Source organism: Spirosoma pollinicola, from assembly GCF_002831565.1.
Lineage (GTDB): Bacteria > Bacteroidota > Bacteroidia > Cytophagales > Spirosomataceae > Spirosoma > Spirosoma pollinicola.
Map to the genome: position 1 here is coordinate 4,162,474 of NZ_CP025096.1, position 26,706 is coordinate 4,189,179.

General features: G+C 48.0%; 29 protein-coding genes and 3 pseudogenes. 9 read left to right on the forward strand and 23 right to left on the reverse strand.

Annotated elements, in window-relative coordinates; genetic code table 11:
* Nucleotides 1-680: 680 nt before the first annotated feature.
* The 7 genes from CWM47_RS17390 to CWM47_RS17420 form a co-directional block, all read right to left on the reverse strand.
* A complete protein-coding gene (locus CWM47_RS17390) occupies nt 681-1,085 on the reverse strand; it encodes an energy transducer TonB (RefSeq protein WP_100989516.1) in 405 nt (134 codons plus the stop codon).
* Nucleotides 1,086-1,205: 120 nt separating this feature from the next.
* Nucleotides 1,206-2,273 (reverse strand): TlpA disulfide reductase family protein, encoded by a 1,068-nt coding sequence (locus tag CWM47_RS17395; RefSeq protein ID WP_100989517.1) that lies wholly within the window; start codon nt 2,271-2,273, stop codon nt 1,206-1,208.
* Between the two features lie 397 nt (nt 2,274-2,670).
* Nucleotides 2,671-3,222, reverse strand: coding sequence for a dihydrofolate reductase family protein (locus CWM47_RS17400; protein WP_100989518.1), 552 nt, complete (start codon nt 3,220-3,222; stop codon nt 2,671-2,673).
* Between the two features lie 124 nt (nt 3,223-3,346).
* Nucleotides 3,347-3,538: a hypothetical protein gene (locus tag CWM47_RS17405; RefSeq protein ID WP_100989519.1), complete on the reverse strand. Its 192-nt coding sequence runs from the start codon at nt 3,536-3,538 to the stop codon at nt 3,347-3,349.
* Between the two features lie 232 nt (nt 3,539-3,770).
* Nucleotides 3,771-4,754 (reverse strand): glycoside hydrolase family 43 protein, encoded by a 984-nt coding sequence (locus CWM47_RS17410; RefSeq protein ID WP_100989520.1) that lies wholly within the window; start codon nt 4,752-4,754, stop codon nt 3,771-3,773.
* A 183-nt stretch (nt 4,755-4,937) separates the two neighbouring features.
* Nucleotides 4,938-5,624 (reverse strand): recombinase family protein, encoded by a 687-nt coding sequence (locus CWM47_RS17415; RefSeq protein ID WP_100989521.1) that lies wholly within the window; start codon nt 5,622-5,624, stop codon nt 4,938-4,940.
* A gap of 288 nt (nt 5,625-5,912) precedes the next feature.
* Nucleotides 5,913-6,800 carry a DNA/RNA non-specific endonuclease gene (locus tag CWM47_RS17420; protein ID WP_170069434.1) on the reverse strand — a complete coding sequence of 296 codons (888 nt, stop codon included), beginning with the start codon at nt 6,798-6,800 and terminating at the stop codon, nt 5,913-5,915.
* A gap of 138 nt (nt 6,801-6,938) precedes the next feature.
* Here CWM47_RS17420 and CWM47_RS17425 point away from each other — a divergent pair, with 138 nt between their 5' ends.
* Nucleotides 6,939-7,361, forward strand: coding sequence for a response regulator (locus CWM47_RS17425; protein WP_100989522.1), 423 nt, complete (start codon nt 6,939-6,941; stop codon nt 7,359-7,361).
* A 495-nt stretch (nt 7,362-7,856) separates the two neighbouring features.
* Here CWM47_RS17425 and CWM47_RS17430 read toward each other — a convergent pair whose 3' ends face one another.
* Nucleotides 7,857-7,991, reverse strand: coding sequence for a DUF1376 domain-containing protein (locus tag CWM47_RS17430; RefSeq protein ID WP_100989523.1), 135 nt, complete (start codon nt 7,989-7,991; stop codon nt 7,857-7,859).
* 194 nt (nt 7,992-8,185) lie between these two features.
* Nucleotides 8,186-8,488 carry a hypothetical protein gene (locus CWM47_RS17440; protein ID WP_100989525.1) on the reverse strand — a complete coding sequence of 101 codons (303 nt, stop codon included), beginning with the start codon at nt 8,486-8,488 and terminating at the stop codon, nt 8,186-8,188.
* Nucleotides 8,489-8,801: 313 nt separating this feature from the next.
* Between CWM47_RS17440 and CWM47_RS17445 the strand changes: the two genes are divergently transcribed.
* Nucleotides 8,802-9,008, forward strand: a complete 207-nt coding sequence (locus CWM47_RS17445; RefSeq protein WP_157815984.1) for a hypothetical protein — start codon at nt 8,802-8,804, stop codon at nt 9,006-9,008.
* On the opposite strand, the gene CWM47_RS17450 is transcribed toward CWM47_RS17445, so the two are convergent.
* The 6 genes and pseudogenes from CWM47_RS17450 to CWM47_RS17475 form a co-directional block, all read right to left on the reverse strand.
* Nucleotides 9,005-9,412 (reverse strand): IS1 family transposase, encoded by a 408-nt coding sequence (locus CWM47_RS17450; protein WP_100989527.1) that lies wholly within the window; start codon nt 9,410-9,412, stop codon nt 9,005-9,007. The two genes, CWM47_RS17445 and CWM47_RS17450, sit on opposite strands and share 4 nt — an antisense overlap.
* Nucleotides 9,413-9,441: 29 nt before the next feature.
* Nucleotides 9,442-9,738: an IS1-like element transposase gene (locus CWM47_RS17455; protein WP_100989528.1), complete on the reverse strand. Its 297-nt coding sequence runs from the start codon at nt 9,736-9,738 to the stop codon at nt 9,442-9,444.
* A 128-nt stretch (nt 9,739-9,866) separates the two neighbouring features.
* Nucleotides 9,867-10,250 (reverse strand): RidA family protein, encoded by a 384-nt coding sequence (locus CWM47_RS17460; protein ID WP_100989529.1) that lies wholly within the window; start codon nt 10,248-10,250, stop codon nt 9,867-9,869.
* Between the two features lie 405 nt (nt 10,251-10,655).
* Nucleotides 10,656-11,042, reverse strand: a complete 387-nt coding sequence (locus tag CWM47_RS17465) for a methyltransferase family protein (RefSeq protein ID WP_262512018.1) — start codon at nt 11,040-11,042, stop codon at nt 10,656-10,658.
* 69 nt (nt 11,043-11,111) lie between these two features.
* Nucleotides 11,112-11,312 (reverse strand): annotated as a pseudogene (locus CWM47_RS17470) (integrase core domain-containing protein); the annotation flags it as partial.
* 28 nt (nt 11,313-11,340) lie between these two features.
* Nucleotides 11,341-12,345: an IS110 family RNA-guided transposase gene (locus CWM47_RS17475; RefSeq protein WP_100989531.1), complete on the reverse strand. Its 1,005-nt coding sequence runs from the start codon at nt 12,343-12,345 to the stop codon at nt 11,341-11,343.
* A gap of 484 nt (nt 12,346-12,829) precedes the next feature.
* Here CWM47_RS17475 and istA point away from each other — a divergent pair, with 484 nt between their 5' ends.
* A complete protein-coding gene (gene istA, locus CWM47_RS17480) occupies nt 12,830-14,350 on the forward strand; it encodes an IS21 family transposase (RefSeq protein ID WP_240625932.1) in 1,521 nt (506 codons plus the stop codon).
* A gap of 39 nt (nt 14,351-14,389) precedes the next feature.
* Nucleotides 14,390-15,142: an IS21-like element helper ATPase IstB gene (gene istB / locus CWM47_RS17485; RefSeq protein ID WP_240625933.1), complete on the forward strand. Its 753-nt coding sequence runs from the start codon at nt 14,390-14,392 to the stop codon at nt 15,140-15,142.
* Nucleotides 15,143-15,209: 67 nt separating this feature from the next.
* Here the strand turns inward: istB and CWM47_RS17490 are convergent, their stop codons facing one another.
* The 7 genes and pseudogenes from CWM47_RS17490 to CWM47_RS39250 form a co-directional block, all read right to left on the reverse strand.
* The gene (locus CWM47_RS17490; protein ID WP_100989533.1) at nt 15,210-16,415 is read right to left on the reverse strand and encodes an HNH endonuclease; all 1,206 of its coding nucleotides are present in this window, start codon (nt 16,413-16,415) and stop codon (nt 15,210-15,212) included.
* Between the two features lie 270 nt (nt 16,416-16,685).
* A complete protein-coding gene (locus tag CWM47_RS17495; RefSeq protein ID WP_100989534.1) occupies nt 16,686-17,084 on the reverse strand; it encodes a type II toxin-antitoxin system VapC family toxin in 399 nt (132 codons plus the stop codon).
* A complete protein-coding gene (locus CWM47_RS17500) occupies nt 17,084-17,299 on the reverse strand; it encodes a DUF2281 domain-containing protein (RefSeq protein WP_100989535.1) in 216 nt (71 codons plus the stop codon). The genes CWM47_RS17495 and CWM47_RS17500 overlap by 1 nt, the downstream gene beginning before the upstream one ends.
* A gap of 209 nt (nt 17,300-17,508) precedes the next feature.
* Nucleotides 17,509-19,054: pseudogene (locus CWM47_RS40665) on the reverse strand (IS1182 family transposase).
* A 360-nt stretch (nt 19,055-19,414) separates the two neighbouring features.
* Nucleotides 19,415-20,194 (reverse strand): sensor histidine kinase, encoded by a 780-nt coding sequence (locus tag CWM47_RS40265; RefSeq protein WP_394342019.1) that lies wholly within the window; start codon nt 20,192-20,194, stop codon nt 19,415-19,417.
* Between the two features lie 93 nt (nt 20,195-20,287).
* A pseudogene (locus CWM47_RS40270) lies at nt 20,288-21,715 on the reverse strand (PAS domain-containing protein); the annotation flags it as partial.
* 21 nt (nt 21,716-21,736) lie between these two features.
* Nucleotides 21,737-21,892 (reverse strand): hypothetical protein, encoded by a 156-nt coding sequence (locus tag CWM47_RS39250; RefSeq protein WP_240625936.1) that lies wholly within the window; start codon nt 21,890-21,892, stop codon nt 21,737-21,739.
* A gap of 63 nt (nt 21,893-21,955) precedes the next feature.
* Between CWM47_RS39250 and CWM47_RS17515 the strand changes: the two genes are divergently transcribed.
* Nucleotides 21,956-22,141 (forward strand): hypothetical protein, encoded by a 186-nt coding sequence (locus CWM47_RS17515; protein ID WP_100989536.1) that lies wholly within the window; start codon nt 21,956-21,958, stop codon nt 22,139-22,141.
* 276 nt (nt 22,142-22,417) lie between these two features.
* Here the strand turns inward: CWM47_RS17515 and CWM47_RS17520 are convergent, their stop codons facing one another.
* Nucleotides 22,418-25,015, reverse strand: coding sequence for a hybrid sensor histidine kinase/response regulator (locus CWM47_RS17520; RefSeq protein ID WP_100989537.1), 2,598 nt, complete (start codon nt 25,013-25,015; stop codon nt 22,418-22,420).
* Nucleotides 25,016-25,453: 438 nt separating this feature from the next.
* Here CWM47_RS17520 and CWM47_RS39255 point away from each other — a divergent pair, with 438 nt between their 5' ends.
* The 4 genes from CWM47_RS39255 (at nt 25,454) to CWM47_RS17535 (ending at nt 26,705) form a co-directional block, all read left to right on the forward strand.
* The gene (locus CWM47_RS39255) at nt 25,454-25,738 is read left to right on the forward strand and encodes a hypothetical protein (protein ID WP_240625937.1); all 285 of its coding nucleotides are present in this window, start codon (nt 25,454-25,456) and stop codon (nt 25,736-25,738) included.
* Complete coding sequence (locus CWM47_RS40275; RefSeq protein ID WP_394342020.1) at nt 25,683-25,811, forward strand: transposase; 129 nt, start codon at nt 25,683-25,685, stop codon at nt 25,809-25,811. Before CWM47_RS39255 ends, CWM47_RS40275 begins: the two co-directional genes overlap by 56 nt.
* Before the next feature lie 4 nt (nt 25,812-25,815).
* On the forward strand, nt 25,816-26,193 hold the full coding sequence (locus CWM47_RS17530) for a hypothetical protein (protein ID WP_100989539.1): 378 nt from the start codon (nt 25,816-25,818) through the stop codon (nt 26,191-26,193).
* Nucleotides 26,194-26,273: 80 nt separating this feature from the next.
* On the forward strand, nt 26,274-26,705 hold the full coding sequence (locus CWM47_RS17535) for a transposase (protein WP_157815986.1): 432 nt from the start codon (nt 26,274-26,276) through the stop codon (nt 26,703-26,705).
* The last annotated feature ends 1 nt before the right edge of the window (nt 26,706 follow it).

A 26,706-nucleotide genomic window follows, 5' to 3' on the forward strand; every position in this document is an offset into this window, starting at 1 on the left:
TGGCTTTTGAATGCTGATTACAATTTAAGCTGACAAGGGATGTCGCGTAAGCCAACCCCAAAAACGATCTAAACGCGAGACGGTGAATTAGTCCTTATACAAACGTCCGTCAACGGGTGAATAAAGTGGCTAATTACGAGCTAATAATAAAAATAATTCTGCCCCAAAAATAGTACTTTACCGCTAAAATAGAAATATACCTATCTAACCTTCCCTTTTCAAGATTTGTACTTTTCCTAGTAGTCGTTCAGAAAAGGCAACCTTTTCATGAACGTTTTCAGGCTCATAAGTTAGCGGCCTTAGCAGGTTGGTTACCTAGGATAGACGTTCAATTATCGAAGCGTTTTCCTGAACGTTCTTCAGAAGAGCCAAAGATGCTCATAACTAATTAATCTTAAGGAGTTTATATGGTTCATTCTGAAATGTCTCTTGCCATTAACTGAACGAATTTGTCATGATATCGGAAGGGAGCTATTCTAAGACGATTAAGGAGCTAAAAGGCTAGCATTCTTTTCGCATCATAAACAAGCAGTGGTGAGGAGGGCACCCCCCAAATTGTGTTGTTAATCCTGAATTGACTAAATCAAAAAGGTGCATCTTGACGTTAGGCAACCAATTAGTATTAATAAAAAGTTGGTTGCCCTAGCACAGTCCCGTCCACGGCTTGTTAAGCGGCCAGCTTAAAGAGCAAACTTAATCGGCAGATTATAGCGGCAAGCCACTGGCTTACCAGCTATCTTACCGGGTGTCCATTTAGGCATCGTTTTGATCAGTCGTAATGCTTCAGCATCTAAATCCGGATTAATAGGCATTCGCACATGAACATCTTCCAAGGCTCCTTGCTCACTCACAATAAAATGAAGGAACACCGTGCCTTCCTTCATGGCTTTTTGGGCAGCGGGTGGATAGTGAAGATTTTGTTGAATATATTCTTTCAATTTAGGTAAGCCGCCGGGAAATTCAGGCTGTTGTTCGGTGGTTGCATAAATGACCCGTTTAGGGGATGAATTAGGATCAAGTTGTTGGGCATGAAGGGAACAACACAGGGAGCTAAGTACGATCATTGAGGCAATAAATGAGCGCATAGGTATAAAGGGTTAAGTGGATGATTAAGGGGTAGTTTGTAGTAATTCGGCTGTATGATTGATCATTCTAATTAGAAGAAGTGAAGAGGGGTTAATTCGACTGATCAGTACTTCCAACCATTACTTACTCAAGAGTTGATCAAGTTGGCTTTCGACTTCTCCATACCTGAGTTTTGCCACCAGAATACCTTCAGGGTCAGCTAAAAGAAAAGTGGGATATTCATGAATATTATACAGCTCATTAACCCCTTCCCGAGCACTGGTAAATTGGGCGGTTTGCGTCCAACTCATGCCATATTTATCAATCGCTTTTAGCCACTTCTGGCGATCAGCCGGGCGCTCAAGGGCAATACTAACAATGGCCAAACGACTTCCATACTTTTCATGAACGGCCTTTAATTCAGGAATACCTTGTATGCAGGGTACACACCAGGTGCCCCAAAAGTCTAGCAATACATATTTACCGGCGAATGAAGTTAGCGATATCGTTTTCCCCATGGCATCGGGTAGACTAAAATCGGGCAGCTTTTTACCAACACGAGGTCGATTTTGAACATTATGAATTCTAGTAAGCGTTTTTTGACCCCAATAACTTTCTTTAACCGAAGGGCTCAACTTGGCTAACAGAAATTCTAATTGATCGAAAATGGTAATATCACTGACTGCTTGCCAGTAGAGTAAATAAGCAGCCGTTAGCGTAGTGGGATGTTGGGCGATAAATTGACGAGTAGCCTTGTCTTTTTGAAGAACGATGTCATCCACCTCCGCGCTTGATTTTCCCTGCTTTCTCAGCGTATATGGCCGCTCAATCGTCTTTCGATACAGGTCTAACAAATCGTTTTCGGGTGTACCTCTAATATGTAAGAAAGGGGTCTTACCCATTGTGCCCGTAATGGAAATAAGTGGAGATTCGAGCCAGAAGGGAAGTTGGGTTGTTGGGCTAAGCACGAGCGTGGCTACAGCACCATCCGTCATCGGTAAGGCGTGCGTAAATTGATTTTGATGGACACGAATGGTGTCATTAATTAGCATTCCTTGCCGTGAATAACGAACAACGACTGAGCTACTACTCAAGCCCGTAATAGCGGCCTTGAGCCGATAAGTTTCCTGACTGAATGAGGGCGATACGGCCACCAGTTGGCCCATTAAGGCTATTGATAGTGTATTGATTATCAGCGCTATTTTCATGCTACAATTGATTTTGTAGCAATATAACTAATTAGTTAGTTATATGTTGTGTATTTATAGTTTTGCGGTTTATTTGGCTGAACTTGCGTGCTCTTACTGGATACAAGGTCAGATTATTCCAAGGTAGTCAAGCTGGCAAACTGTCTAATCATGGGTTAGGATAAAGTCTCCAAATAAATTGACGTTTTCAACCCCGCTCCCCTACACCCATTCGCCTTTGTATGAATCAAAAAACTATAGTAATGAATCTGATCATTTAACGGTTTACCATACTAACTTCCGAAACGTAATTTGTTCCGTCTGTTAAGTTTAACATTTATTAAAGGAACCTTTAACTAAGGTTAAGCTTATCGCGTCTAGAAGGAAACTGATAATAAGTCGACAGGGCAATCCTCTGTCACTGTTTCAAGTAGTGAAGCGCTATACTACCGGATTTGAAAGCAGTCGTATCAACTAGCCTTAAATTAAGCTTTTCCTGAAGGCTTCCCCCAGTAAGCAAGGGTCTCCCCTGCCCCACCATCACTGGATGGACAACCAATTGAAATTCATCGATAAGACCGGCCTGGATCAGTTCTGGAAGTAAGCTGACGCTATCTACCGAAATTTTGTTGCCCGGTTGCTGCTTCAGTTTTAGGAGTTCTTCGGCCGGGTGGCTCCGAACAATTCGTGTATTATCATCGAGGCTGTTTAATGAGCATGACATAACCACTCGATCGATCGCCGTCAGTCGTTGGGCAAATCGATTTTCAGCTGCTGTGCCGGTTTGATTTTGGGCCACATCAGCCCAATAGGGAAACATAAGCTGATACATGACACGGCCGAAAAAGAGCAGATCTACTTCGCTCAACGTTTCTGTAAAATACTCCAGCACCTCTTCACTGGGATTGAACATCGAGTGATCGCAATAGCCGTCCAGGCTAATATTCATGCTAAAGGATACTGTTTTCATGTGATCAGCTAGTGGTTTACTGTTTGTTCAAAAGTAAACACGACGAGCTACGTAGATGAGGGCTAATCGCGACATTATGCGGGCGTTTATATGACCAATTGCCTCTGTCGATTGAAATCTTAACCTAGTCAAGCTTAGCAGGCGAAATGCTCAACGGCTCTTGGATGCGCAGTTGGGGATAAGCCGTTTTACAAATAGCCCTAAACGTTTTCTCTTTTTCCTCTGGTGAGTCAACGCCAAACAGGATACGAGCGAACTCGGCTGTGGGTACACCTGCCTGGTTGACGAGTTGAGCTTTAAACAAGAGTGCGGCCATAGCTAGTGGAAATTGTTACCGAAAGATAGCCGAAAACCAAGTCTCTATAAAAAGTTATGCTCTTATAGGTGTATTTATCACTTTGTAACATTTTCACAACGGTCGTTCTGAAAAAGCGACAATTGTTGAATGGATACAATTTTGCCATTTCCGAAATCCTAGTGCCAACTAACAAGTAAATGTGTTTGAGGTTTCGACTAGCTGATAAGCTTCCATCTCATAACAACACGCCTTATTTTTCGACCATTACCGGTACAATGACCTCATCCCCTTTGACACTAAACCGATAAACACCGGCTTTCTCATCCCATTGTTTGACCACCGGCACGATCCGTGTCCGGCGAGGGCCTACTTTGTCGGATGAGTTGTGAATGTGGTAGACGTAATACAATTGCTTGTCTAGTCCTTCAAACAGGTCACCGTGGCCTGATCCGTTCTCGCCAACGATCGAACGGTGAATGATGGGGTTATCGTTATATTTTACCCAAGGCCCGTAGGGCGAATCAGCTACGGCATAGCCAATCGCATAATCAATGTTTTGAAAATGATTGGCTGAATAAAACAGGTAATATTTATTTCTCAATTTTATAACGGTAGGCCCCTCCATGATGGGGGCGGATTGATAGTTAGGTGTTGCCTCCCAGGCCTGAGTCTGCTCAAAACATCGTTTCAGGGTTTTAGCGTTTATCGTTCCGGTTTTCAGGTCAAACTCGGCGACATACAGGTAATTACCCTTATTAAAGCGAACACTGTAGAAATAGTATTTACAATCGGTATCCCTAAAAAGATAGGAATCAATATTTTTCTCAGAGCCGTCAATTGGGCGGACTTCTTTTTGTCGGTAAGGACCTAGTAACGATGTTGACTGGGCCAATGCGGTTTGCTCATCGGCCGTATAAGTAAGATAATAGGTGCCATCATCCTTAAGAATTTGAGGGGCCCAGAAGCCTTTGGTGCCGAAGGTGTGGTCGCCTTTAGTGAGGATCATTCCCAGTGAATCGTTTGCCTTGGCAGACACGGCCCATGTTTTGAGGTCCTTTGACTCTAATAAGGCAAAACCCTGTGGCCCACTGTTCCCCCCTTTTGAACCGGTCAGGTAATATTTGCCTCCTTGAACATAGATCGTTACGTCGGCAAAAAAAATCTCCTGTTTTGCCTGTGCAGACACCTGCAAAGCAGTTAGGGATAGGATCAAACAAATAAGAAGTGCTTTCATTTTGGGATTAGGGTTTAGTCTAAAATTGCCACTCGACTCGTTCTCGAACAAAGTACACGTTCATGTTCTTGCACCAGCGAACTGGTACGAAATAATAAATGAATATATAATTGGTAGAATGTGCAACTAGCTCTGCGGATTGGCGCAGATTTGGAAAAATGGCGGCAGCGGCTGGCCGCTTGCTTAATGCTTTGTCACGAACTCATTCTTGGCTCGCTGTGCTAGGCGCATCACTTGGGTTGCTTGAAAAGCGCTGCCCCGGGCTGTTTTAAAGCCCGCTTGGTTTAGTTGATGGGCAATGGCCAAATAAGTCATTTTGGCATTCAGTAATGCCAAAATCAAAGCGGTTGCCTTTCGATTGTTTTCATTCTCAGCCGCCCGGCTTCGATTCGACTGGGCTGCTTTAGCCGAAACTATGGGATCCTGAAATACACGGCCACTCTTACGCCATTGACCAATCCGAAGTAATTTCTCATCCAGAGCTTTTTTTGTGCGTTCGCTGATCAGCTTTCGCTCCTGCTGAGCCAAAGCCGCGAAGATGTGAATGGTAAACTCATTGGCATCTGGCATGTCCGCACACACGAAGCTGACATGGGAGTCCATCAACGACGACACAAAGGTCATGTTGCGGCTGAGTCGGTCCAACTTAGCGATCACCAGCCGGGCCTGCTGCTGCTTAGCATAATCAATGGCTTTAAGCAGCTCGGGACGCCGATCCAGTTTGCCTGACTCTATATCACAAAATTCGGCTACAATCAGAGCTTGAGTTTTGACGAAGCTGAGTACGCTAGAACGTTGAGCATCGAGTCCTAATCCCGACTGTCCCTGCTTCTTGGTACTCACCCGGTAGTAGGCTACAAAGGTTTGCATGGTGCAAGATACTGTTCCACGACCATTTTACATATCATTAACGACCGTAAATGATATGTAAAATAGAAAAAATCATTTCAGATCTAATTTTTAGGCCTTCTAACGGGTAGATGTATATGAGTGCAACAAGTGCATAACGTCCGTTATGGGTTTGTCAAGGACCCCATAAATGGGGGAGAAGTGATGAAATTTAGTTTATCCTGGATAAAGAGTCTGCCGGTCAACTACGAATAGGCTCTATGAACAGGTTGCTACTACCCATGCGGTCCCCCGTGGCGCGGTCAGCTATCAAATAGTTGTCACATCCACTCGGGCCTCAATACCCTTTTGTACGCTGGACGGCAGGTTCGACAGGATGTCGTACCCGGTTTGCTTCTCTACCTCATCGACACTTACCCGGTAGCCTGACCAGGGCAATTCGCCCACGGCATTTGTGTTGGGCATCCAAATTGCTATAACCCGCGTCTGTGCGTTTATTCGGTTCACATCATCCGAACCTACCGGAAGTACGACGATTACCTTCCACAAGGCAGCCGGTACGGTTAGTTTACCACTAGCTATACGACTCGTCTTACCATTGTCCCCTTCACCGCCCTTCCCCCAGGTGCCGGCAATGATGTATAGCTCACTCCCTTGAGCCAATAAGCTGCGCGTGTAGTCTTCCAGATTCTTCCAGGCCTGCCGGTTGTGCTGCGGTGCCTGGGGGACAATGTTTGTTAGAATAAAGGTGGTTTTGTTTTCCACAGCCGTACTATCCCGATCATCCGAAGGGCAGAGGTGTCCGCGGTCGAAGCCGGTATTGGTATAGTCGGCATGCTTAACCTGATACCAGGCAGCGGGTAGAGACTGATCCGGAATGAAGTTACCGGCATACCGGGAGGCTGAACCCTTCCAGGCTGTGCTAAGGTGCCAGCTACACCAGTTGGCGATACCGGTGGATTGATTATAGGATAAGCTGTAGGTCGTACGATTAATCAGATAGGCATTTGGGCTCGACTCAGCAGACTTGGCACCATCGGGGTTACCCATAGCCAGGTTGTCGTCCCGAGTGGGTGTCGTGCTGAACGGATCTGGTACCGATGGCTGCTTACACTGACTGAATGCCAGAAGCAATACGATGACGACGCTAAATCGGAAGGTTACTCGGGAATGTTGTCGATCTAAATCTATGACCATAAAAATAATTGACTGTTAACTTGGGTAAGGAAGCTGTTTAACCGACTAAAAGAATCCCTAATCGACAAATGTAGCAGGACCAATGGTTTTGAGCATATTTGGGAGATAATAGGTCTCTCCACTCATTTCACTTGTCCCATGAACAAAAATGGACCCGTCATTCTCATTGAAGATGATGCCGACGATCAATTCCTGTTTGAGCAAGTCTTTAGGAAGTTAAACTATCCAAATCAAGTTAGATACTTCCCCGATGGACAGGAAGCCTTAGATTATTTGTTGTCGACGACCGAATTGCCTTTTCTGATCCTGTCGGACATCAACATGCCCCGCTTAAACGGTATCGAACTACGGGAGAAACTGCACCGTGATGCCGCCTTGCAACTTAAATGCATTCCTTACTTATTTTTCTCTACGGCCGCCAGCCAGGAGATGGTGATCAATGCCTATAGTCTATCGGTCCAGGTTTTTTTCATCAAGCAAACCTCCCTGGATGAACTCGAAAAAAGTATCTATTTTATCATGGAGTATTGGAAACGATGTGCCGCCCCTAACAGTTTTTAGCTCACCAACCGGAGTCGTAGGGTGTTGATCGGGGACAGCCTACTGGCACCGATCAGATTTTACCTAGGTGCGATGAGGTAAATGGTTGCCTGCGAAAGTAATCGTTCAGCTATTGAAGGGTTTTCTTGAACGTTTTTGGTGAGTTGCCAAAATGAGGATAACACTATGACTAGTAAGCACTTACACTGTCCAATAAATTAAACGGATTTGCCTTTTACTGAACGATTTTTGAGAGATATGATCTGGAGAGTTGGGTAGGATTGTAGAAAAGTAAGGATCGGACGGTTAGCCCCGGGTCAGCGTACCTACTGCTACCTCGAAGCACCCACCTGATAAATCCTTATGGCGGAGCGGGAACATAGTCAACTTTTAGATGCCTCCAATCACATATTTAAAGGGTATTTTGAGATTAAATTTGCTATTAGTTTACTGGGCAAATGTTTCTTAGCTTTTTTGTCCAGTAAAAGATAACAAATCCAGTGCAATTGCACCCAGTCATGGGGCAACGGTATAGTACCAATCCATGAGTTTTGTGTAGGCACCATCCTCCGTCAGCGACAGATGAGCGGTCTTTCTGGCATAGTCGCCTGGGTAGCGCGGGTACCAGTGCCGGTCGGATTTCCGGCTCATGACATCATTTCCCTTAGCTCATCTTCTGTGATCGGGGTCGCTCCGGTTATTTTGACCAATCTGTCCCATTGCTTGTCGGTCATGCCATCGGGTCGAGCATTCCAATAAACAGCCTCTCTCACGTGACCGAAGATCGTCTCTTCGCTCCATTCAGGCTCATAATGGCCGCACATTCCCCCAGTCATCGGCGTGCCTTAGAGCGGGTGATATGAACACTCACAGGAAAATTTACCCATTTTATGGGTCATCTGATATACATGCAGATATTCAGCCGCCTGTTTTGATTTCTTTTTAAGGATGCGTGGAGTCATGCCCTTGTAAAGATAAAAATTGGGCATGTCGTTGTTTTTGGTGTGATACGGATAACAAGCTAAGACTTCATCGTCATTTCTCGTCCATGCATTATCGCCGGGGCGAACACCGGAAGCATACTTTTCCAGCGTTTTGACGATATAGGATCTAAAGGGCTGCGTTTGCGGCCAGCGTCGCTTTTTCATGTGCTCCCATTCAAGGATAAAGCCTGGCGGCCCGCCGAATGGGAATAAAGCCAGTGCGAGGTGATCAAGCCCCTACCGCCATAAAGCGCACCTTAGGCGAGGAAAGTACCGTCTGTCAATAATAAGCGACCATCGTTTGAGACAACCACATGAATGATCAGGTTTATTCACATCACTCCGGATAAAGCCTGATGACACAGTTCATTAAGTTCGTTCCAATTATTAAAGCCTTATGTATCAAGTGAGTAGAAGCACCCCCTTCTATTCTTCTGAAACGGACAGGCTGTTCTCAATGCTGCTGATCTATCCACTCATGTATCGATTGATTATTACCCTTCTCATTCTAGTTGTCGGCTTTACCGTCTATGCTCAGGTAAAAACTGACACGGCCGGAACCGATTCCACTAAACAGGCCAGGCATTCCCGGAAAGATTCGATTCAGATTTTGGATAAAAAAATGTCCAAAAACGACGTGATCGATATTGGGGCACAACTGATTGATGAATCGGTAGTGGCTTAATTGCGTTTATCTGCAAAGAAAAATTGATTGATAAATAGGCCGATTGCTGTGTCGTGAACCACGACTGACTTTGAGAAGCAAATGGTTCGGCGGGTTAATCGTTTTAAGCGCGTTCGAAGGGTTAAGTGCTTACGTTCAAGACCTTGTAATGCCGCTTTACGAACTAAGCGTAAGCGTTGGTCTAAGCAATCAAAATACGCCCACCAGGAGTCCGTTATCCACCTAATTACCTCAATTTTAGCCTCCTCCAACAGATTCAGCAAGTGGCGGAACGTTTGGTGGGTACGGCGTCCAAAAACAAAGGCAATAATCTCACCTGTCACGGCATCCTCCACCCACCACAGCCAACGAGGTTGTTTTTTCTTACCTACATACGACCACATCTCATCGACTTTGAGACTCATTTTCAAGCCTCTATCGACGTATAAGGGGTTTACATGAACCACTTCACTACCGCACGGGCGGCCCCGTTTTTTTTTAACTGAGCACTGACGGTGTTCCGGTTAACACCTAAAATACGGGCGGTATCGCGTATGCCTGCTCCGTTGAGAACCATCTGAGTGATCTGCTCTTTGACCAAGGGGTCACGGGCCTTGTGGGTGTAGGTTTGAACAAAGGTTCGACTGCAGTCAAAGCATCGGTAGCGTTGGGTACCTGCACGGGTAGTACCATAGCGTTTGACGTGTTGGGTTTGCCCACAATGCTTACAGAAGACTGCTTCTAAGACCATTTACAAAGATACCCACTTCAACGCAGTTAGGCCACTACCGCTTATCTCAAAAATCCCTCGTTCTAAGTAAGAACATACGATAACTAATAAGGCTGCTAAAGCCGTTTATAGCGCTCCATTTTAAGTCGCTATTGGAGCGCTATGCATTCAACCGAAATTAAAATGCCAGCTGGGAAGGGCATTACTTGAGGTGTACTACGGGCAGGGGGAGTAGCAGGGAAAAACTCAGTGTACACTTTATTGATAACGCTAAAGTCATTACCGGCCACCATAAAGATGGTCGTTTTCACTACTTTGCTTAAGTCGCTTCCCGCTTCTTCCAAAATGATTTTGATATTTTGAAAACATTGTCGGGTTTGCTGCTCAAAATCATGACTAATGACTTGGCCGGTGCTAAGATCTAAACCAGGCGTTCCCGATAAAAAAATAAATTTATCCGCCAGCACTGCCTGGGGAAACACAGTGCTCATTTGAGGAGCTTTAGGGGTGTTAAAACTTCGCCTTTCTGCCATATTTTTTTGTCATTTGGCCACCGAGGTTACCGCTAGCCCGCTGATTGATACAGTTTGCATATAAAAATAGGTGACGTCTACTTTCTACTATTTGTACTGAGGGCAACTTATAAATCTCGTTTTGGTCCTTTGGGAAGTAAAGGACCAAAACGAGATTAGTCTGTTAACAAGCAAACGGTCTCTACCTGAATCTTATTTAACCCTCCCTAAAGTGCGACGGTCGAATATTCATGCATCCGCTTCCTTAAAGGGGGGTAATTTGATGGCCTGTTTTACGATCTGTCAAACGCTGTCCGTAGCCTACGGAAACAAACGAAGCTAACATTCACACCAAATGTTCCAGTCGGAAACTAAGGCTGCTAATAAAAGTGAGGACCTCGTATGGATATAACCTATTAGTAGGTCTCACAACCAACGGCGTACCTGGGCTTTATAGCTCAAGTAGTCCTGGCCAAACTTGCGAATCAAATATTGTTCTTCGCGCTCAACGATGCCTTTCTGAACGACCACTAACAGGGGGATGAGCAGGAGGAGCCCCCACCAGGCGTTCATCGCCACTGACACGCCCAGATAAATCAGCGTCAAGGATAGATACATCGGATTGCGGGTATACCGATAGAGGCCATTGCGGACAATCGCCGTCGTAGCGCCCTTTGGATGGATAGTCGTCTTATGCTGAATCATTCCCCGAAAGGCCAGTAACAGGGTAATTACCCCGATAATTAGTAACATTAGGCCAATGACTAAGGCGGTTTTTGGCTCAACAACCGGTGTGGGAAAAGCATAGCTCACTAGTAGGCCAATCAGTAAAGTAGCACCAAATAGCAAGGGTGGACTTGCAACACTATACTGGAGATTTTTTCAAGCAGCCATTGGAGTAGTGTAAAAATAAGATTCCTGTTGAGCAGGAGTTCGGTAATTCAAGCTTGAATGTCTCCGCCGACGATTGTACCAGCCCTCAATGTACTCGAAGGTGGCTAACCGGGCTACGGCCCGCGTTGGAAAGTCAGCGTGGTTAACCAGTTCGCTTTTGAATGTTTTGACAAAGCTCTCCGCTACGGCATTGTCCCATCGGACCGATTTCTATGATCTAAACAAGTGAATGCACATACTTTTCGTCATAATTTCGGTCTTCCCGAACGCAGGCGAAAATACGCAGGACAATCTTGTTCCGGACGTTATTGAGTACTAACATTTTGTTCTTGCCTTCACCCACTTTTCGGTCGTAGTAGGCTTTGAGCTGCGCACAATGCTGAACCGCTGACATGGCCCCCATGTGAAGTAACGATTTGACTTTTTTATTGGCTCGATGACTCACCTGAGGACGGCCTCTACGCTGGCCTGAACTTCGTTCGAAGGGAACTACTCCAGCATAGCAGGCAAACTTTTTTGGATCAGCAATGGCTTTAAACTCGTTCGTCGTGACAATGATCTCAGCAGCCGTGGTCTGGCTAATACCGACTACGGAAGTGACTCGCTCGAAAAGTCGATTGAGTTCAGGGTCTTGCCTAGCCAGTTCTACAATTGATTTATCGACTGATTTGAGATCTGCCTTGAGCGATTTCAACGAGGCCGCACAGGCCGGCTGATTGGCTTTTCGATCTGCTTTGTCAATGAAGCCCTCCGAGTCAGTTAGTGGTGTCTGTAAGATTTTGATCACCTTCACCAAGCGAGCCCGCTGAGCGGTCAACCGGTCTAACTGGGCAATAACAGGGCGTGGTGGGGTCCACAAACGGGCTTCGTCGCGGTTTTTATAAGCAAATAGGGCAATCCGTTTGGCATCAATTTGATCGTTTTTGCCCCGCGTAAGTCCTATGCTTTCCTGGATGTGAACTGCTCGCTCGATCCAAATGGAAGCTGAAAGCTGGTGAAGTTTTTTTAGAAGTGGGTTGTTGTAGATGCCTGTAAATTCCAGGCAAAATAGACACTGTTCAATACTTGCTTTGGTTTGCTGACGTAACGCCTTAAGAAAATCAGTAATGCCTTTTTGATCATTGCTGACCTGCTGATGAAACAGGACTTGATTGGTTTTCGCAACCGCAAAGTCGAGAGTAACTTTGGACACATCCACGCCAATGAAATAATCGAATTGCATAACTTTACAGGGTAAAAAGTAAACGAGTTGACCAACATATAGACACCTTCAATACCTTGCTCATGGGCCACGAACCCGCATTTCTATCTGAAGACAACGTCTAAGATATCCCAGCAGAGTCTTTAATCGGTCCATAGGTCGTAAGCCTTGCCGACGCGTTAAGGTACCTCTGCTGGGGTTGGTCGCTCACGCTTTGTGAGTGGCATCAAGTTACACGACTCATCTTGGAATCATACAACGGCTCAAATCTAAAGGCCGAAGCGGCTGAACACCTGATCAAATAGTAGCTCAAAAAGTGCTTCTGGGTAAAGTTGGCGGGTACGGTGTGTATTTCGGAGTAAACTGACCCACCTGTTTCGGATGTAGTTGACCCACCCATTTCGGGTCAAACTGACCCACCCCGCCCGTTGAGTAGGAGCCGCCTAATCACCGTAGTTTCGGAACAAATTGACCCTCCGAACCTATGGCCAACCAGCGTCTTCCTATGCACCTACTCCGTCAGATTCTGCTTCTCCAGCAGCAACAAAAGTCTATCCGGGATATCACCCGTTCGCTAGGGCTGGCTCGCAATACCGTCCGGGGCTACCTGCGCATGCTCCCCGATCCGGCAACGCTTTCCCTCCCCCAACTCTCCGACCAACAGTTGGATGAGCTGGTACAAAGTCGTCCGCCTGCGCCCTCACCCGGCGCCCCTCTACCTATTCTTCAACAACGATTCGCTCAGATTGACCGCGAACTGACCCGACCCGGCGTTACCCGGTATAGTCTTTGGCTGGATTACAAAACCGAACATCCCGACGGCTATCAGTATACGCAGTTCTGCCACTATTATCAGCTTTGGAGCCAGCGGCAGCAGACCAGCATGCACATGGAGCACAAAGCGGGCGACAAGCTCTTCGTCGACTTTGCCGGTAAGCGGCTCTCGCTGGTCGACCAGATTACAGGGGAGATCAGGCCGGTCGAGTTCTTCGTGGCCGTGCTGGGTTGCAGTCAGCTTACCTACGCCCAGGTGGTGGCTACTCAGCGCAAGGAGGACTTCATCACCGCCCTGCAAAACGCCCTACACTACTTCGGGGGCGTACCAGCGGCCATCGTGCCCGATAACCTCAAAGCGGCTGTGATTCGCTCGGATCGCTACGAACCGCAGATCAATGAGACGCTGGCTGACTTTGCGCTCCATTACCAAACGACGATCCTGCCTGCCCGGAGCGGTAAGCCCCGCGACAAAGCTCTGGTCGAAGGAGCAGTCAACATCCTCTATCGACGCATCTACGCGCCCCTGCGCAATGAGGTCTTTCATCGACTTGACGATCTCAATGCGGCTATCCGCCCCTTACTCGACGCCCACAATCAAATGCGCTTTCAGAACCGGGGCCATAGTCGGCAGTCGCAGTTCGAGGAGCGGGAGCGAATGCACTTGATGGGGTTGCCCAACACGGCTTATCTCATCAAACACTACGCGGGGAGCCGGGTTCAGAAAAACGGCCACGTATTGCTGTCGGAAGACAAGCATTATTACAGCGTTCCCTACCGCTACATCGGCCAGTGGGTACGGCTGATCTACACGGCCTCAAGCGTCGAAGTCTACTGCCAGCACCAGCGTATTGCGACTCACCAGCGATTACAGGGACAGTACCGCTACTCGACGCTCAAAGAGCATTTGCCCCCGGCCCATCAGTGGGTCAGTGACTGGAACCCGGAGACGTTTGTCCGTCGGGCCGACCGCATTGGTCCCCAAACCCGGCAGGCCGTCGAAGCCATCCTAACGAGCCGGGCTCATCCCGAACAGGCCTACAAGTCGTGCCAGGGTGTACTAAGCCTGGAAAAGAAAGTGGGTAGAGAGCGTCTGGAGCGGGCCTGCCAACGGGCGTTGTGCTACCAGAGCGTAAGCTACAAAGTCATCCGATCCATCATCGAACGCGGGCTGGATGCCCTCTCCGATGCCAGTCCTGTCAGCTCAGTACCCACCCATGAAAACATCCGGGGCGCATCAGCCTACCAGTAAAGCGTAGCCAATCAACACACGTACCAACTACAAAAGGGAATGAAAAGTATGAATAACCAAGCGACACTTGACCGACTACGAGACCTTAAACTGGTGGGCATGTATCAGGCCTTCGAGACCCTGCTTCGGCTGCCCCTTCACCAGCAACCGCCTGCCGACGAACTGCTGGCCCAGCTTACTGAAGCTGAACATGAGTACCGTCAACACCGACGCACCCAGATGGCCATCCGGGCGGCCCGCTTTCGCTATCAGGCCTCGCTGGAAGAGTTACACTACGGCCCTGGCCGCAACCTGGATAAGACGCTGGTGCTTCGTTTGGCCGATTGCCGCTTTATCGATCGAGCCGAGAATATTTTTCTGACGGGGTCCACTGGCTGCGGCAAAAGTTACGTGGCTTCGGCCCTGGGCTATCAGGCCTGTCAGCTGGGGTATCGGGTGGGTTATCACAATCTGATCCGGCTCATACAGCGACTGCAACTGGCCAAAGCCGACGGCTCCTACCAGCGGGAGATGAGTCGTCTGGAGCGGCAACACCTGCTCATTCTGGATGACTGGGGTCTGCAACCCCTTGATCAGAATGGCCGATTGGCCCTGTTACAGATCATGGAGGACCGGCATGGCAAGGCCGCTACGATCATCACCTCGCAACTGCCGGTGAGTAAATGGCACGACTACATCGACGATCCTACCCTGGCCGATGCCATCCTGGACCGGCTGACTCACAAGGCTCACCGGATGGAGTTGAAGGGTGAATCGATGCGACGCAAGCAAAGTCTTGCGGCTGAGAAATAAAGTGTACTAACTTTGAGCGGTTCCTACCCACAGGCGGGGTGGGTCAGTTTGCTCCGAAACGCCTGGGTCACTTTGGCCGGAATACATACTGTTTCTGCTGGGCAGTAAAGGACCCCACATTCTTCGTGTAATTAAGACCCCAAACATCCATGACCTTCTGGATGGTTATATTAGAAATTAACACATCTCCCTCATCTGAGAAGGATATCCAACCTTTATCGAATAACTTATCCACGTGAGGCGAAAGCAGAAGACCGTTATATTTATCTAACTTCTCCTCATTGGTACTTATTCGCCAGGGTTTGATATGACTAGCGATGAGCAGTGCTTTGTTTGTAATGCCGGTTAACCGACAAGCCTGTTCAATACCCGATACATTTGTTCGAAAAATGCCCTGGCCTACTCGGGCTTTGATAAGTTGGTCTTTGACCGTCTGTGGTATAGAAGCCTGATGAATTTGGGCTTCAGCATCAAGGTCTTTAAGGTCTTGAAAAACCACTTGAAGCTCATCAGTTAAGGTAGCATTCTGCCTACCAATCAGTTGAAGCAACAAACTTGCTAGCCCTGGGCTAATAGCGGCTAGGTAACAGCCTTGGTTGCCACCACCGGTAGTAGGTCGGATGGGAGAGTGTTTAAGTGGCAGCAAAGGGGCAATAACCGATAAATGGTCTTTAGGCACTAAGGGCTGAGAAAGACTAGTCCAATCAATCGTCACCAAGTAACCTTCTTTACCCCATTGATAGCCAAGTTCACCAAATTCTTCAGGGCGGTCAGCCAACTGACATTCTTTAGTGACTAGGCCGATAGCCTTAATTATTCCACCTGCATACGAAAATACAATATCCTTAGGTTTAGTAAGCCTTAAGTTCTCGTAGCTTAAATTGACGTTCCCATTTGACTTTGTCTGGGGTGACCAGAGATAGCCGCCGTTTAGCTCTTTCTTGACGGTCTGTTTATGGTTAACCCACCAATACCGCTTTTGGCTAGCCTCAATTGATGGAGACAATTTCGAGACGATAGTAAAGCCATTTTCCTGCAAAACACGAAAACACGTTGAGCCAATACCACCAGTGAAATCTTTTGGCTTAACGGGATGTCCTAAAACGATTTCGGCTGCCAGACCTACGACAGCTTTTGAAGGATATCGCTGGTCCTGAAAAAGGACGTCGTAGTGGGTTGAATAAGCAAACGCATTTGTCACATTGTTGTCTAATTTGTGAATTGCTTGAAGCAGATGTTCGCGGGTGATGCCATCTAGAAGCGCTTTAATCATATTTGCTGATATATTGTAGCTACACCTAAATGTAAAAAATCTCTTAATAAGTTTAGCCTATTATAGCTAAATACTAAGGGGCCATATATCCTATACCGTTGGTTAGTCAAATCAATAGTCCGAAGAGAACCGAGCACAATAAAGAATTGGTTTTAGAGGTTGTCGCAAATCTTAAAAGAACGTTTAACATCTGTAACAAGTAGTAACAAACCATCATTTATCGAGTTGATTCCGGCTTGAAGAGGAAAAACGAAAATCCAAGTGAGCAGACTATCGAATCAAGCTTACGAAAGGAGTGTACCGTTCGAACTTACCATCGTCGGATATCAGGGTGAGATTATCGGCCAGGGCCGTTGCGATTAACAACCGATCAAAGGGATCACGATGATCTTCATACAGCGGTATCGACTGATAAGCGTCTAAGTGATGGGGCAGAATAGGCAGGAGCTGAAAGGCTAACACGCGGGTCATCTCCTGGACGATTTCAGTAGCCGTTCGGGTTGTGTCCAGTTTGCCAATCTTTTTTTTGATGGAAATTTCGAGCAGCGAAGCGGCACTCACAAACACCTCATTGGTGGTGCTACGAATCAACTCTGCTGCCCGAACGGATAATTGGGCGTCAGCTTCCAGTACCCATAATAAGATATGCGTATCGATGAGTAAGCGCATTATATATACTCTTTCAGATCGTCCAAGGGCTCATTGAAGTCCGGCGCTAATTTAAAGCTACCCTTCATGGTGCCAAAAGGACGTTCCGTTAACTCCGGTTGATGGAGAGCGACCGGGGGCTTTATAGCTTTATTGGTGGCCGCCATCTGTCGGATGAAAGCCAACACGGCTTTACCCGTCTCGTCGCGATCATCAATTTCTAATTGATAAATCATAGCTACTGTTGGCCTATGCCATTTCAAGGATACGTCAGCCAAGTTAACACTTTCCTTTAAATACAGAATCAACCCTGTACGGAAAGGACAGTCAGAGAGATCTTATGGCGTTTTACAAGCGGTCGTGGCTGTTGCACAACTCTGGTTCCCACATCGATTTTTCAGCGTCTGAATAGGCGAATAAGATTTTCTACCATCGTCTGTCCTTCTTAGTTGAGAAAAAGCACACCAAAGCCCAGACAAGTGTCTTGAGAAGACAATGACCATTCCACCTTTAGGGCTATGGCCTGGCCCAGAGTGGACTTGGTGGTGAACTTCATATACTTCTTCAGGTTGAAGGCAATAGCCGCCATTAGCATCACTTTGTGAGCCCCAGCCTTACCCCGTACATTCACCTTCCGTAACCCATTGTACTCTACCAGACTACCTAAGACGGGTTCCACCGTTCGTTGGCGAAGCCGTTTCATGCGTTTGCCCCGCCGACTTTGCTGGCGCTCCAGGGCTCGACGGTAGAAGGGATCATAGGCCGTTCGGATAATTTGTCGGTATTGGCTCTTGGGCACACAAGTGGCTTTGAGCGGACACTGTTGGCAGGCTTGGTAATCTGCCCGATAGATCTTCAATAAACTGGTGTCGGCATAGGTGGCAAAGGTCTTGAAAGGCAATCGCTTGCCGGCTGAACACGTAAAGTGATCCTCCTCAGAATCATAGGAAAAGCCTTCGATCTGGGGCTTATAGTGGCCGAAGACAGGTATCCAGCCTGTGATTTTCCACCCTTCCAACAAGGCGTAGTTACTACCGTTTGAATAACCGCACCGGCGGCCCGGCCGTGTCAGCCAATACCTCTTCTAAACGTAGCTCATTGGCGGCCAACCGCTGCTGAAGCTTCACCATAATATCGGGTAAGCACTGGCTATCCCGGCCATCAGCAAAATCGGCCTGCACATGACTAATGACGCCTTCGGCGGTATCCACTGCCAGGCTACAATGGTAATTGAGTTTGCGGGCTTTGCCGGGCTTGACCGAGATACGAGCATCGGGATCGGTAGGGCTATAGTGCGTCTTGTTGCTCAGCAATTGGGCTTTTTCGTGGCTAGCTCCTGAAGTAGGAGGTGCATTCTTCAAGTTTTGCTGGTGCTTTTTCAACTGTTTCAACTGATGATCGGACGCCGTAATAATCGATCCAGCGTGACGCTTGCTGGGTGGAGGTATCGTGTCCACTACCTGATTCTGATCCTCGACCGATTGAACTAGCCTAGGACCGGGTAAATCGGGTTGTTTTTCTAGTAGTCGTTCCATCGACGCATTGGCTTTGACGGGTGCCGAGTCAATGGCTACTCTACGGCCAGCCACCATGTTATGGGCTACACAGAGGCTGAATACTTTATCGAACACAGCCTCAAAGAGTACCTCCGGATACAGTTGTCGAGTACGACTCAACGTGGAGTGCCAAGGTAATAGCTCATCAATGTTATAGCCCAGGAAATACAGCATATCCATCCGCATAGAGCAATGCTCGACCAACTTTCTGTCGGAGGTGATATTCTCCAGACAACCGATGAGCATGAACTTAAAGAATACGACTGGATCAATGGAAGGGTTTCCAGTATGGCCATAGAGCTGTTTCGTGGCCTCATGGATAAAGGTTAGGTCGAGCGTCTCCTTTAATCGGCGGTAGAAGTTGTGCTTAGGGACGCGGCTGGACAGCTGAAAACAAGTGATGTGCTTTTCGATATATTCTTTTCTGCCTTGCATACCTCAAAATACAGAAAAGTCTCCTTATTTCTCTAGGCAGAGTTGTGCAACAGCCACGTTACCTTTTATGGACGTTAAATAAGAAAAATACAAAGTATCGAAAAGGGAAGGGGAAGCGGGCCTTATTTCTACTTTAGCGGAAAAATACCATTTGAGAGCCGTTTAGACAGCTATTGACATCTAGTTAGCAACTTTGTTCACCCGTTTAGGGATGTTTATAGATGAACCAAAATAAAATGCCCTTTCGCATGGTTAATAAGTAACAAACGATAGAAGCCTTTTTACAAGACTGTGAAAGCCGGTAGTTACGGCTCAAAAATGGCCTTGTTCTGACACCTACTTAGCCATACTGACCACTCACTAAGCGGGTAAATACACGCAAAACGTGGCGCCCTGGTTCGGCTTACTACTGGCCGTTATGGCTCCGCCATGATTGGTCACTACCTTTTCCACAATAGCTAACCCCACCCCCGTACCGGCAAACTCATTCTTGCCATGCAAACGCTGGAAAACCTGAAAAATGCGATCCAGGTACTTCTCCTCGAAGCCGATGCCGTTGTCAATCACCTCGATCAGGTGATACTGATCGGCATCCCGCGCGGGCTGGGTTGAAGCAGGTAGCTCGCCTCTGGCTAGCAGTCGGGCACGAACCGTAATCTGAGGAATCAGGAAGGTCCCTACCGAGCTAGTCCGTCGAAATTTAAGGGCGTTGGCCAGCAGATTTTGGAAGAGTTGACTTAACTGCAACGGGTCGCCCTGTACCGTCGGTAGGTCATCCACCTCAATTTGCGCCCCACTCTCCTCGATAGCTACCGATAAGCTCTCCAAGACCCCGTTGACGACTTCATCGAGCTTCACCGGCTGGGCAACGGCCTGCGTGGTCGAGATTCGCGAGAAGGCCAGTAAATCTTTGATCAGGACCGACATGCGACTAGCAGCTATTTGCATGCGCTCGAGATAAGTCAGGTCCTCACCACTCACCGAACCGGTTAGACGCGTTTTCAGTAGGTCGCCGAATTGCTGAATCTTGCGAAGGGGTTCTTGTAGATCATGTGAAGCAATGTAAGCAAACTGCTCCAAGTTTTGGTTCGACCGGATTAGATCCGAGTTAGCCCGCTCCAAGGCCTGATTAGCCCCCATAAAGTTTTCGTTCGTCGCCAATAATTCTTCGTTTGTGGCGGCTAGTTCTTCGGTGCGCTCCTGTACTAGTTGTTCTAGCAACTTCTGCGACTCGCGCTCCAGGGTGACATCCTGGGCCGTACCGGCAATGTGCACGGGCTGGCCCTGGTCATCGAAACTCGTTTGACCCCGAGCCCGGATCAGTTGCTGTTTACCGCTGCGGGCATTAATAATGCGATATTCGGACTGGAAGTGCCCGTTGGACCCCGATTGCTGGGCTCGCTCAATGGCTGCCCGCACCCGCTCCCGATCATCGGGATGAACAATGGCCAGCACTGTTTCGTAGGGCAGATACGGCGTCGTTAAGCCAAGCATATCGGCGTGCCGGGAGGAAAGTTGGGTACCACCACTGGCAATGTCCAGCGTCCAGGTACCCAACTCAGCCAGGGCAATGGCGTTTTGTAAAGCCGCTTCGCTTTCCTCCAGGGCTCGCCGGTCCAGTACTTGCTGGGTCACGTCGACGGCCGTTTCCAGGATGGCATACCGGGTTCCCTGCTGATCATACAGGGGCTTGAAATCGTAATCAAAGTAAAAGCTTTGTAGCTTTCCATCGATAACTAAATCCGCCTGACCGGCCTTTGAGGAATAGGTCTCGCCCGTTCTTAACAACTCATCCAGCGTGGTGAGAAAATGTTGATTCTTCAATTCGGGTAAGGCTTCGGCTAGTGGCAGGCCAATAACGCCGGGTCCTTTACCCCAGACGGTAATCATCGCTTGGTTGGCCACCTCGATGCGTAGCTCATGGCCCACAAACAAACAGGTCGGCACGGGGGCTTCTTTAATGAGGGCCCGGAATTGGGCTTCGCTTTCGGCGAGTTGCTGGCGGGCCAGTACCTGGGGGCTGACGTCGATGGCGGTATTGATGACGCCATAGATCCGGCCGGCTTGATCATACAGGGGGTTATAGGCATGGTTGAACCAGACGCGCCTGGGCTGCCCGTTCTGGATCATCTGGGCTACGCTTTCCCAGTGCTGAACCGGTTGGCCCGTATCGAAGACGTGCTGAAGCTGGGCCAGAAAAGGCTGTTCTGCCAGTTCGGGCATGGCTGCGTGCAGGGTTTTACCCATCACCGAGGCATCTTTCCCCCAGATGGCCAGCATGGGGGCATTGACCTGCTGAATCAGCATGTGCCGTCCGGTAAAGACCGCCGTAGCCGCTGGGGTGGCCATGACTAAATCCGTAAAGCGGGCCTCGCTGGCCTGGAGTTGTTGACGGGTCTGGAGTAGTTGGGTCACCTCCTGAGCAGTGCCCGAGAAGCGGTAGGCCTGACCTTGCTCATCAAAAAAAGCCCGTCCACGGCAGTGGAGCCACCGCAGTTGGCCATCGTCGGCCCCAAGGGTACGAAAATGGACATTATAATGCCCATCGGAGTCCGGATTTAGCGCCCACTGCACAGCTTGCTCGACGTGCTGGCGGTCATCGGGGTGCATGTACAGGAGAACTTGATCGTAGGCGACAATGTCATCCTGGTGAAAGCCATAGAGCTGCTTACAGCACTCATCCTACCAGACGGTTTGGTTGAGGATATCCAGGTCCCAGGTGCCCACCTGGGCAGCCTGCAGGGCGATGCTTAAGCGTTCGTTTTGGGCGCTCGTATCTAGGTTAGGGGGCGAGGGTTGATCGGTCATTGGTTGACTACTGCTGACAGAATAAAGCACAAGTTACGAAGATTAGGTACTTCCATCGAAACGTCGTGTGCCTGGGCCATTATTTGACGTCTAATGGAACACGAAATGGGCCTGGGCACCGGGCTTGAGTTGCTCATTAATGAGCCTAAAGGGGCAGTCAAAATGCCAACCGTGGACCGGCCGAAAACGTGGCCTGGTCACCTCACCGCCCTTGCGGGGTTAGTTGAGATGGGTAACTCATTTTATAAAACGCCCGTGGCTGTTGCACAACTCAATTAGAGTCCTGCTTGTGGTCGATAAAGATTCGATCTGCCAAAATCATGTGTTTCTTAGTGGTCAAGATAGCGCTGATAAGAAGCTAGCAGTAACCCATTGCCGTCTGGTTAGAGTTGTGCAACAGCCACTAACCTTTATTTGTACCTCCGTTTTTTACTAACTGTCTAACGCTCTTCCTAACATACAGCTGACGGAATGCCATTTCCTAATTCATCTAAATGCACCAACTGACTTTGTTAATGTTCAACTTCTAGTGGAGAATTGCCATTCAGGCCGGGTTCACGGGTTGCTGATAAGGTTCCTATTGGCCTGTATGTAGTGCCTGATTGTAGGTAACATAGCCTTCACTTGGCCCATATATTGCTCAACCAACGAGGCTACATCACCAATACCCTTCTGGTTTCGAGCCAGTTCCTCCGCTTCCAGTATTAGGCGAGTCGCTTCACCCATATCGAGCATCTTTGTATGTACTTTCTGCATATGCAACAATCGCTTTATTTCAACTAAATCCAGCTGATCCAGCGCCAGTTGAAGTTTTTCGAGAGCTGGCGGGGTCTCCGTCAGGTAGAGCTCCAGCAGGTCAATGACTGAAGCCATATTGTGATCAACAATCTCCAGGATTGACTGCGGTGAGAAGAGCTGGACAGCCATTGGCACCACATCGACGGTGGCTGACTTGAGGCGGATCGGTTGGCTGTCTGATAAGTAAGGCCGTAAAATCTGCTGGAGTTCCTCAAGTTGAAATGGCTTGGACAGAAAGTCATTCATGCCCGCTTTCAGACAGTTTTCTTTTTCACTGGGTAGGGCATGGGCGGTCATGGCGATAATGGGTAGGGTAAGTTTTAGTTTGGAGCGGATAAAACGAGTCGTTTCATAGCCGTCCATAATGGGCATTTGCAGATCCATCAGAATGACATCATAAGTCGCCTCCTCCAGCATCTGTAATCCCATTCGACCATTATCTGCTATTTTTACCTGGTACCCTAACCGGTTGAGAACTTGCTGAACGAGTCGTTGATTCATCAGGTTATCTTCCACCACCAGTACCCGCACGTTTTCCTGTCGGATAACGGCTTTTGAAACGGGTTGTTGGTTCATCCGGATTTGTTCCAGGGCTATCACATACGGAATGTCAACCACAAACCGGGAGCCCTGGCCCTCCATACTGGTTACGGACACTGAACCCTTTGGAAGCTCAGTCAGCGCTTTGACAATATTAAGACCCAAGCCCGTTCCGCCATAATAGCGGGTTGTAAAGTTTTCGGCCTGTTGAAATCGTTCGAAGATGGCCGAAAGTTTATGGGATGCGATGCCAATACCCGTATCCTCAACAAGGAAGCGGATTCTTCGACTATCAGGGTTGGTATCGTCTACCTGGTCAACCTGCAACAAAATGTGGCCTTGTTTGGTAAATTTAATCGCGTTATTAAGTAGATTAAGTAAAATCTGGGTCAACCGTGTGGGGTCGCCTAGAAATACAGTCGGTAGGTCTGGATCAATCAAGACCGTCAACTGCAAGCCCTTTTCCGCTGCGGCGGCCTGGCACATGGCTTTCAGGGAGGCCGTCAGCAGCTGGATGCTGAAGGGAATCGATTCCAGCTTTATCTGGCCTGCTTCAATTTTAGATATGTCCAGAATATCATTGACAATGGTCAGCAGGTTTTTGCCCGCCGTTCGAATAAGGCGAACGTACTCTTTTTGCTCGTCATCCAGATTTGTCAACTCGATTAATTCTGAAAAGCCAAGCATGGCATTGAGTGGCGTCCGGATTTCATGACTCATATTGGCCAGGAAGTCCTCTTTCACCTTGACGGCGGTTTCGGCCATTTTTTTGGCTTCTTCCAGGCGCTTATGGGATTGTACCCGTTCACTTATGTCAATACTCGTTGTTATCACATATTGCAACTGCCCCTGGACATCGTAGACCGGGGAGGATGAACTAAGGAGTTGAATAGCGGTGTCGTTAAGGCGCATTTCAAGATCATCAACCTGAGCGAATTCGCCCCGTAAGGCCCGGAAGGTAGGTCGTTGGTCGAGTGGATAGATCTCACCGCTTGGGTAGCGGAATAACTGGACTGAACTCACAAAATCAGCGTACGATTTAGCCTCGGTTAGATTCTCCATTAATCGGGTGGCCGCCTGATTGGCATAATAGAATTTTCCCTGTTTATCGATAATAACAATGGAAACAGGTACTGCTTCCAGCAACCGTTTTGTCTGCTGTTCGCTGTCGGTTAGTTTCTGGTTAAGACGGTTGCTCTTCCGTAAAGAGCCATAAAGGAGGTAAATCGCCCATAAGATCATGCCCAGAGCCGCACCGGCCCCCACCAGGTTACTGATCAGGGCGTAGGAAGCGGATCGTTTACTGGCGGAAATGCGCCTGGTAAGCAGGCTATTTTCACTGTTTTCCGTTTCTTGCAGGATTTGCTGGAAACGGTTGCTTAACGCCAGAAACCGGTCAATGGAGTCCAAACGAGCCATTCCGGCCTGAATAACGCCGGCCTCAAATAAGGATTGGCTTCGGGCTAACTTATGCTGGAAAATCGTGTTCAGCAAGTTTAACCGTTTGGTCTGGGCTGGGTTATCAATCGTTAAGGATTCAATGTCCATAAGCTCCTGGCCCATGCTACGACTGCTACGCTCAAAATCGGCTTTGAAATAGGCATTGGTACTGAACAGATAGCCTCGCAAGTCATTGTCGATAAGGGTGAGTAGTGTCTGTACTCGTTGTGTCTTATTCAGGACGCGATAAGTATGTACCTCCCAATTGTTCATTTCAATTAATCGCAGGATTGTCTGGCGTGCGTTAATGCCAATGAATACCGTCAGCAGGAGACCCACGGCTACCATGCAAGAGATTTGTTGGTTTCGATTCATATCCTGATAATAGGTCTACTGGATGAGGTCATTAGTAGCCGCTTAATTAGCCAATCTGGCAGTTAAGCACTGTATGAGTTCAATTAATGATGAATAGGTAGGTTATGTAAAATTAAGCTCAGAATGGCTAATTAACTTTATTTTGGTAACTTATTATATATGTTATAAAAATAATGAAACAAACAGTAAATTAAATACGTCTAATTAGTAATAGAATTAATAAAAACCAACAATGCTATATAGTTCATTATCGTTGCTGTGCAACCCATAAAGTTGACAACAGATGGCCCAATTCGTTTAAATTAGCTGTTCATAAAAACGTTTATGACTGTTGCACAACGCTATTAGCCTAGTATTGAGATAGATGCCTATCTTGACGTATGGTAGGCAAAAAACACACCGCTCCTTAACAAGGTCATAGGCTACTACTTGACCATTGTGTACCCCAGCAAAATCTATATCGACCGCATCGGCGGCCCGGGCTTAAAACAGGTCATTGATCTGACGTTTTTATACGAAACGGTCAAGCCTTTCTATGGCAAATGCGGCCAAAAGTCGATTGATCCCGTTGCATTTGTTAAACTAATGCTGGTGGGGCATCGCTTCGGCGCTCCGATTGGAAAACCTTACTTCGGATCGAGCGATCATTCGCTGTTGCCAACTCCGATTGGACATCCTGTATTTCTTAAACTACGAGTTGGGCCAAGCCTTACCCTGGCATAGTACCCTATCGCGCACTCGGCAGCGCCTGCCCGAGAAAGTGTTCGATCGGAGCGCCGAAGCGATTGTGTTTTAAGTATGTGTTGACTCAGAATGTTGAACTTGGGCTAGTCGATGGGCACGCCCAGGCTATTGATGCTGCTTTCGTGGAAGCCAATGCTTCCGTAGATAAGTTAGAAGCCAAACCCTTAGCCAAGTGGACGCTGGAGAAAAATGAGCAGCCACGGGCTCAAGTTCCTGACCGAGTGTCGTTTACTAAAGAAAAACAGTACGTTAACCCCAAGAAAGTGACGCGCAATAATCGAGTCTATTACAACCCAAACGATCCGCAGGCCTGCTTGGCCACTAAACCCAACAAGGCCTTTCGGCTCTATTACCTGGCCAATATGGCTGTCGATTGTGCCGCTTCGGCGGTCCGACCACCATGTGATTACCCACATTCAGGCCGACTCGGCTGACCAGAAAGATTCGCGCCATTTGCTCCACATAGTCGACCGAACCCGCACTCGATTATCAAGGTTGAACTTACCATTTCGGTGTGTGCTCGCCGATGCTGGCCGGGGCGCCGGTGCGATTCAGCTCAGGAGAAAATTATTCGGCTTTAGAGCATCGTCAAATCGAAGCGTACATCCCGTTGTTAGGGCGGTACATCCCCGTCCATGATCTCTTTACGTATGAACCGGAGAAGGATCAATACCGCTGTACTCAAGGGGCCATTTTACGCAATCATGGCCTGAAGATGGCCGGTGGGTATGGCAACTACCACTACATTGCCAGCTTCAGCGCCTGTCAAAATTGTCCCATCAAGGAAAGTTGTTATGGTAACAGAGATCGTAAATCACTCAGTGTGACCATGTATTACCGGGAGTATGAGCGGATGGAAGCTCGCTCGAGGAGTGCGAAAGGGAAGCGGCTGAAACGGCGACGGAGTACGGTGGTTGAGCCAGTCTTTGGTAGTTTACTGAATTAAT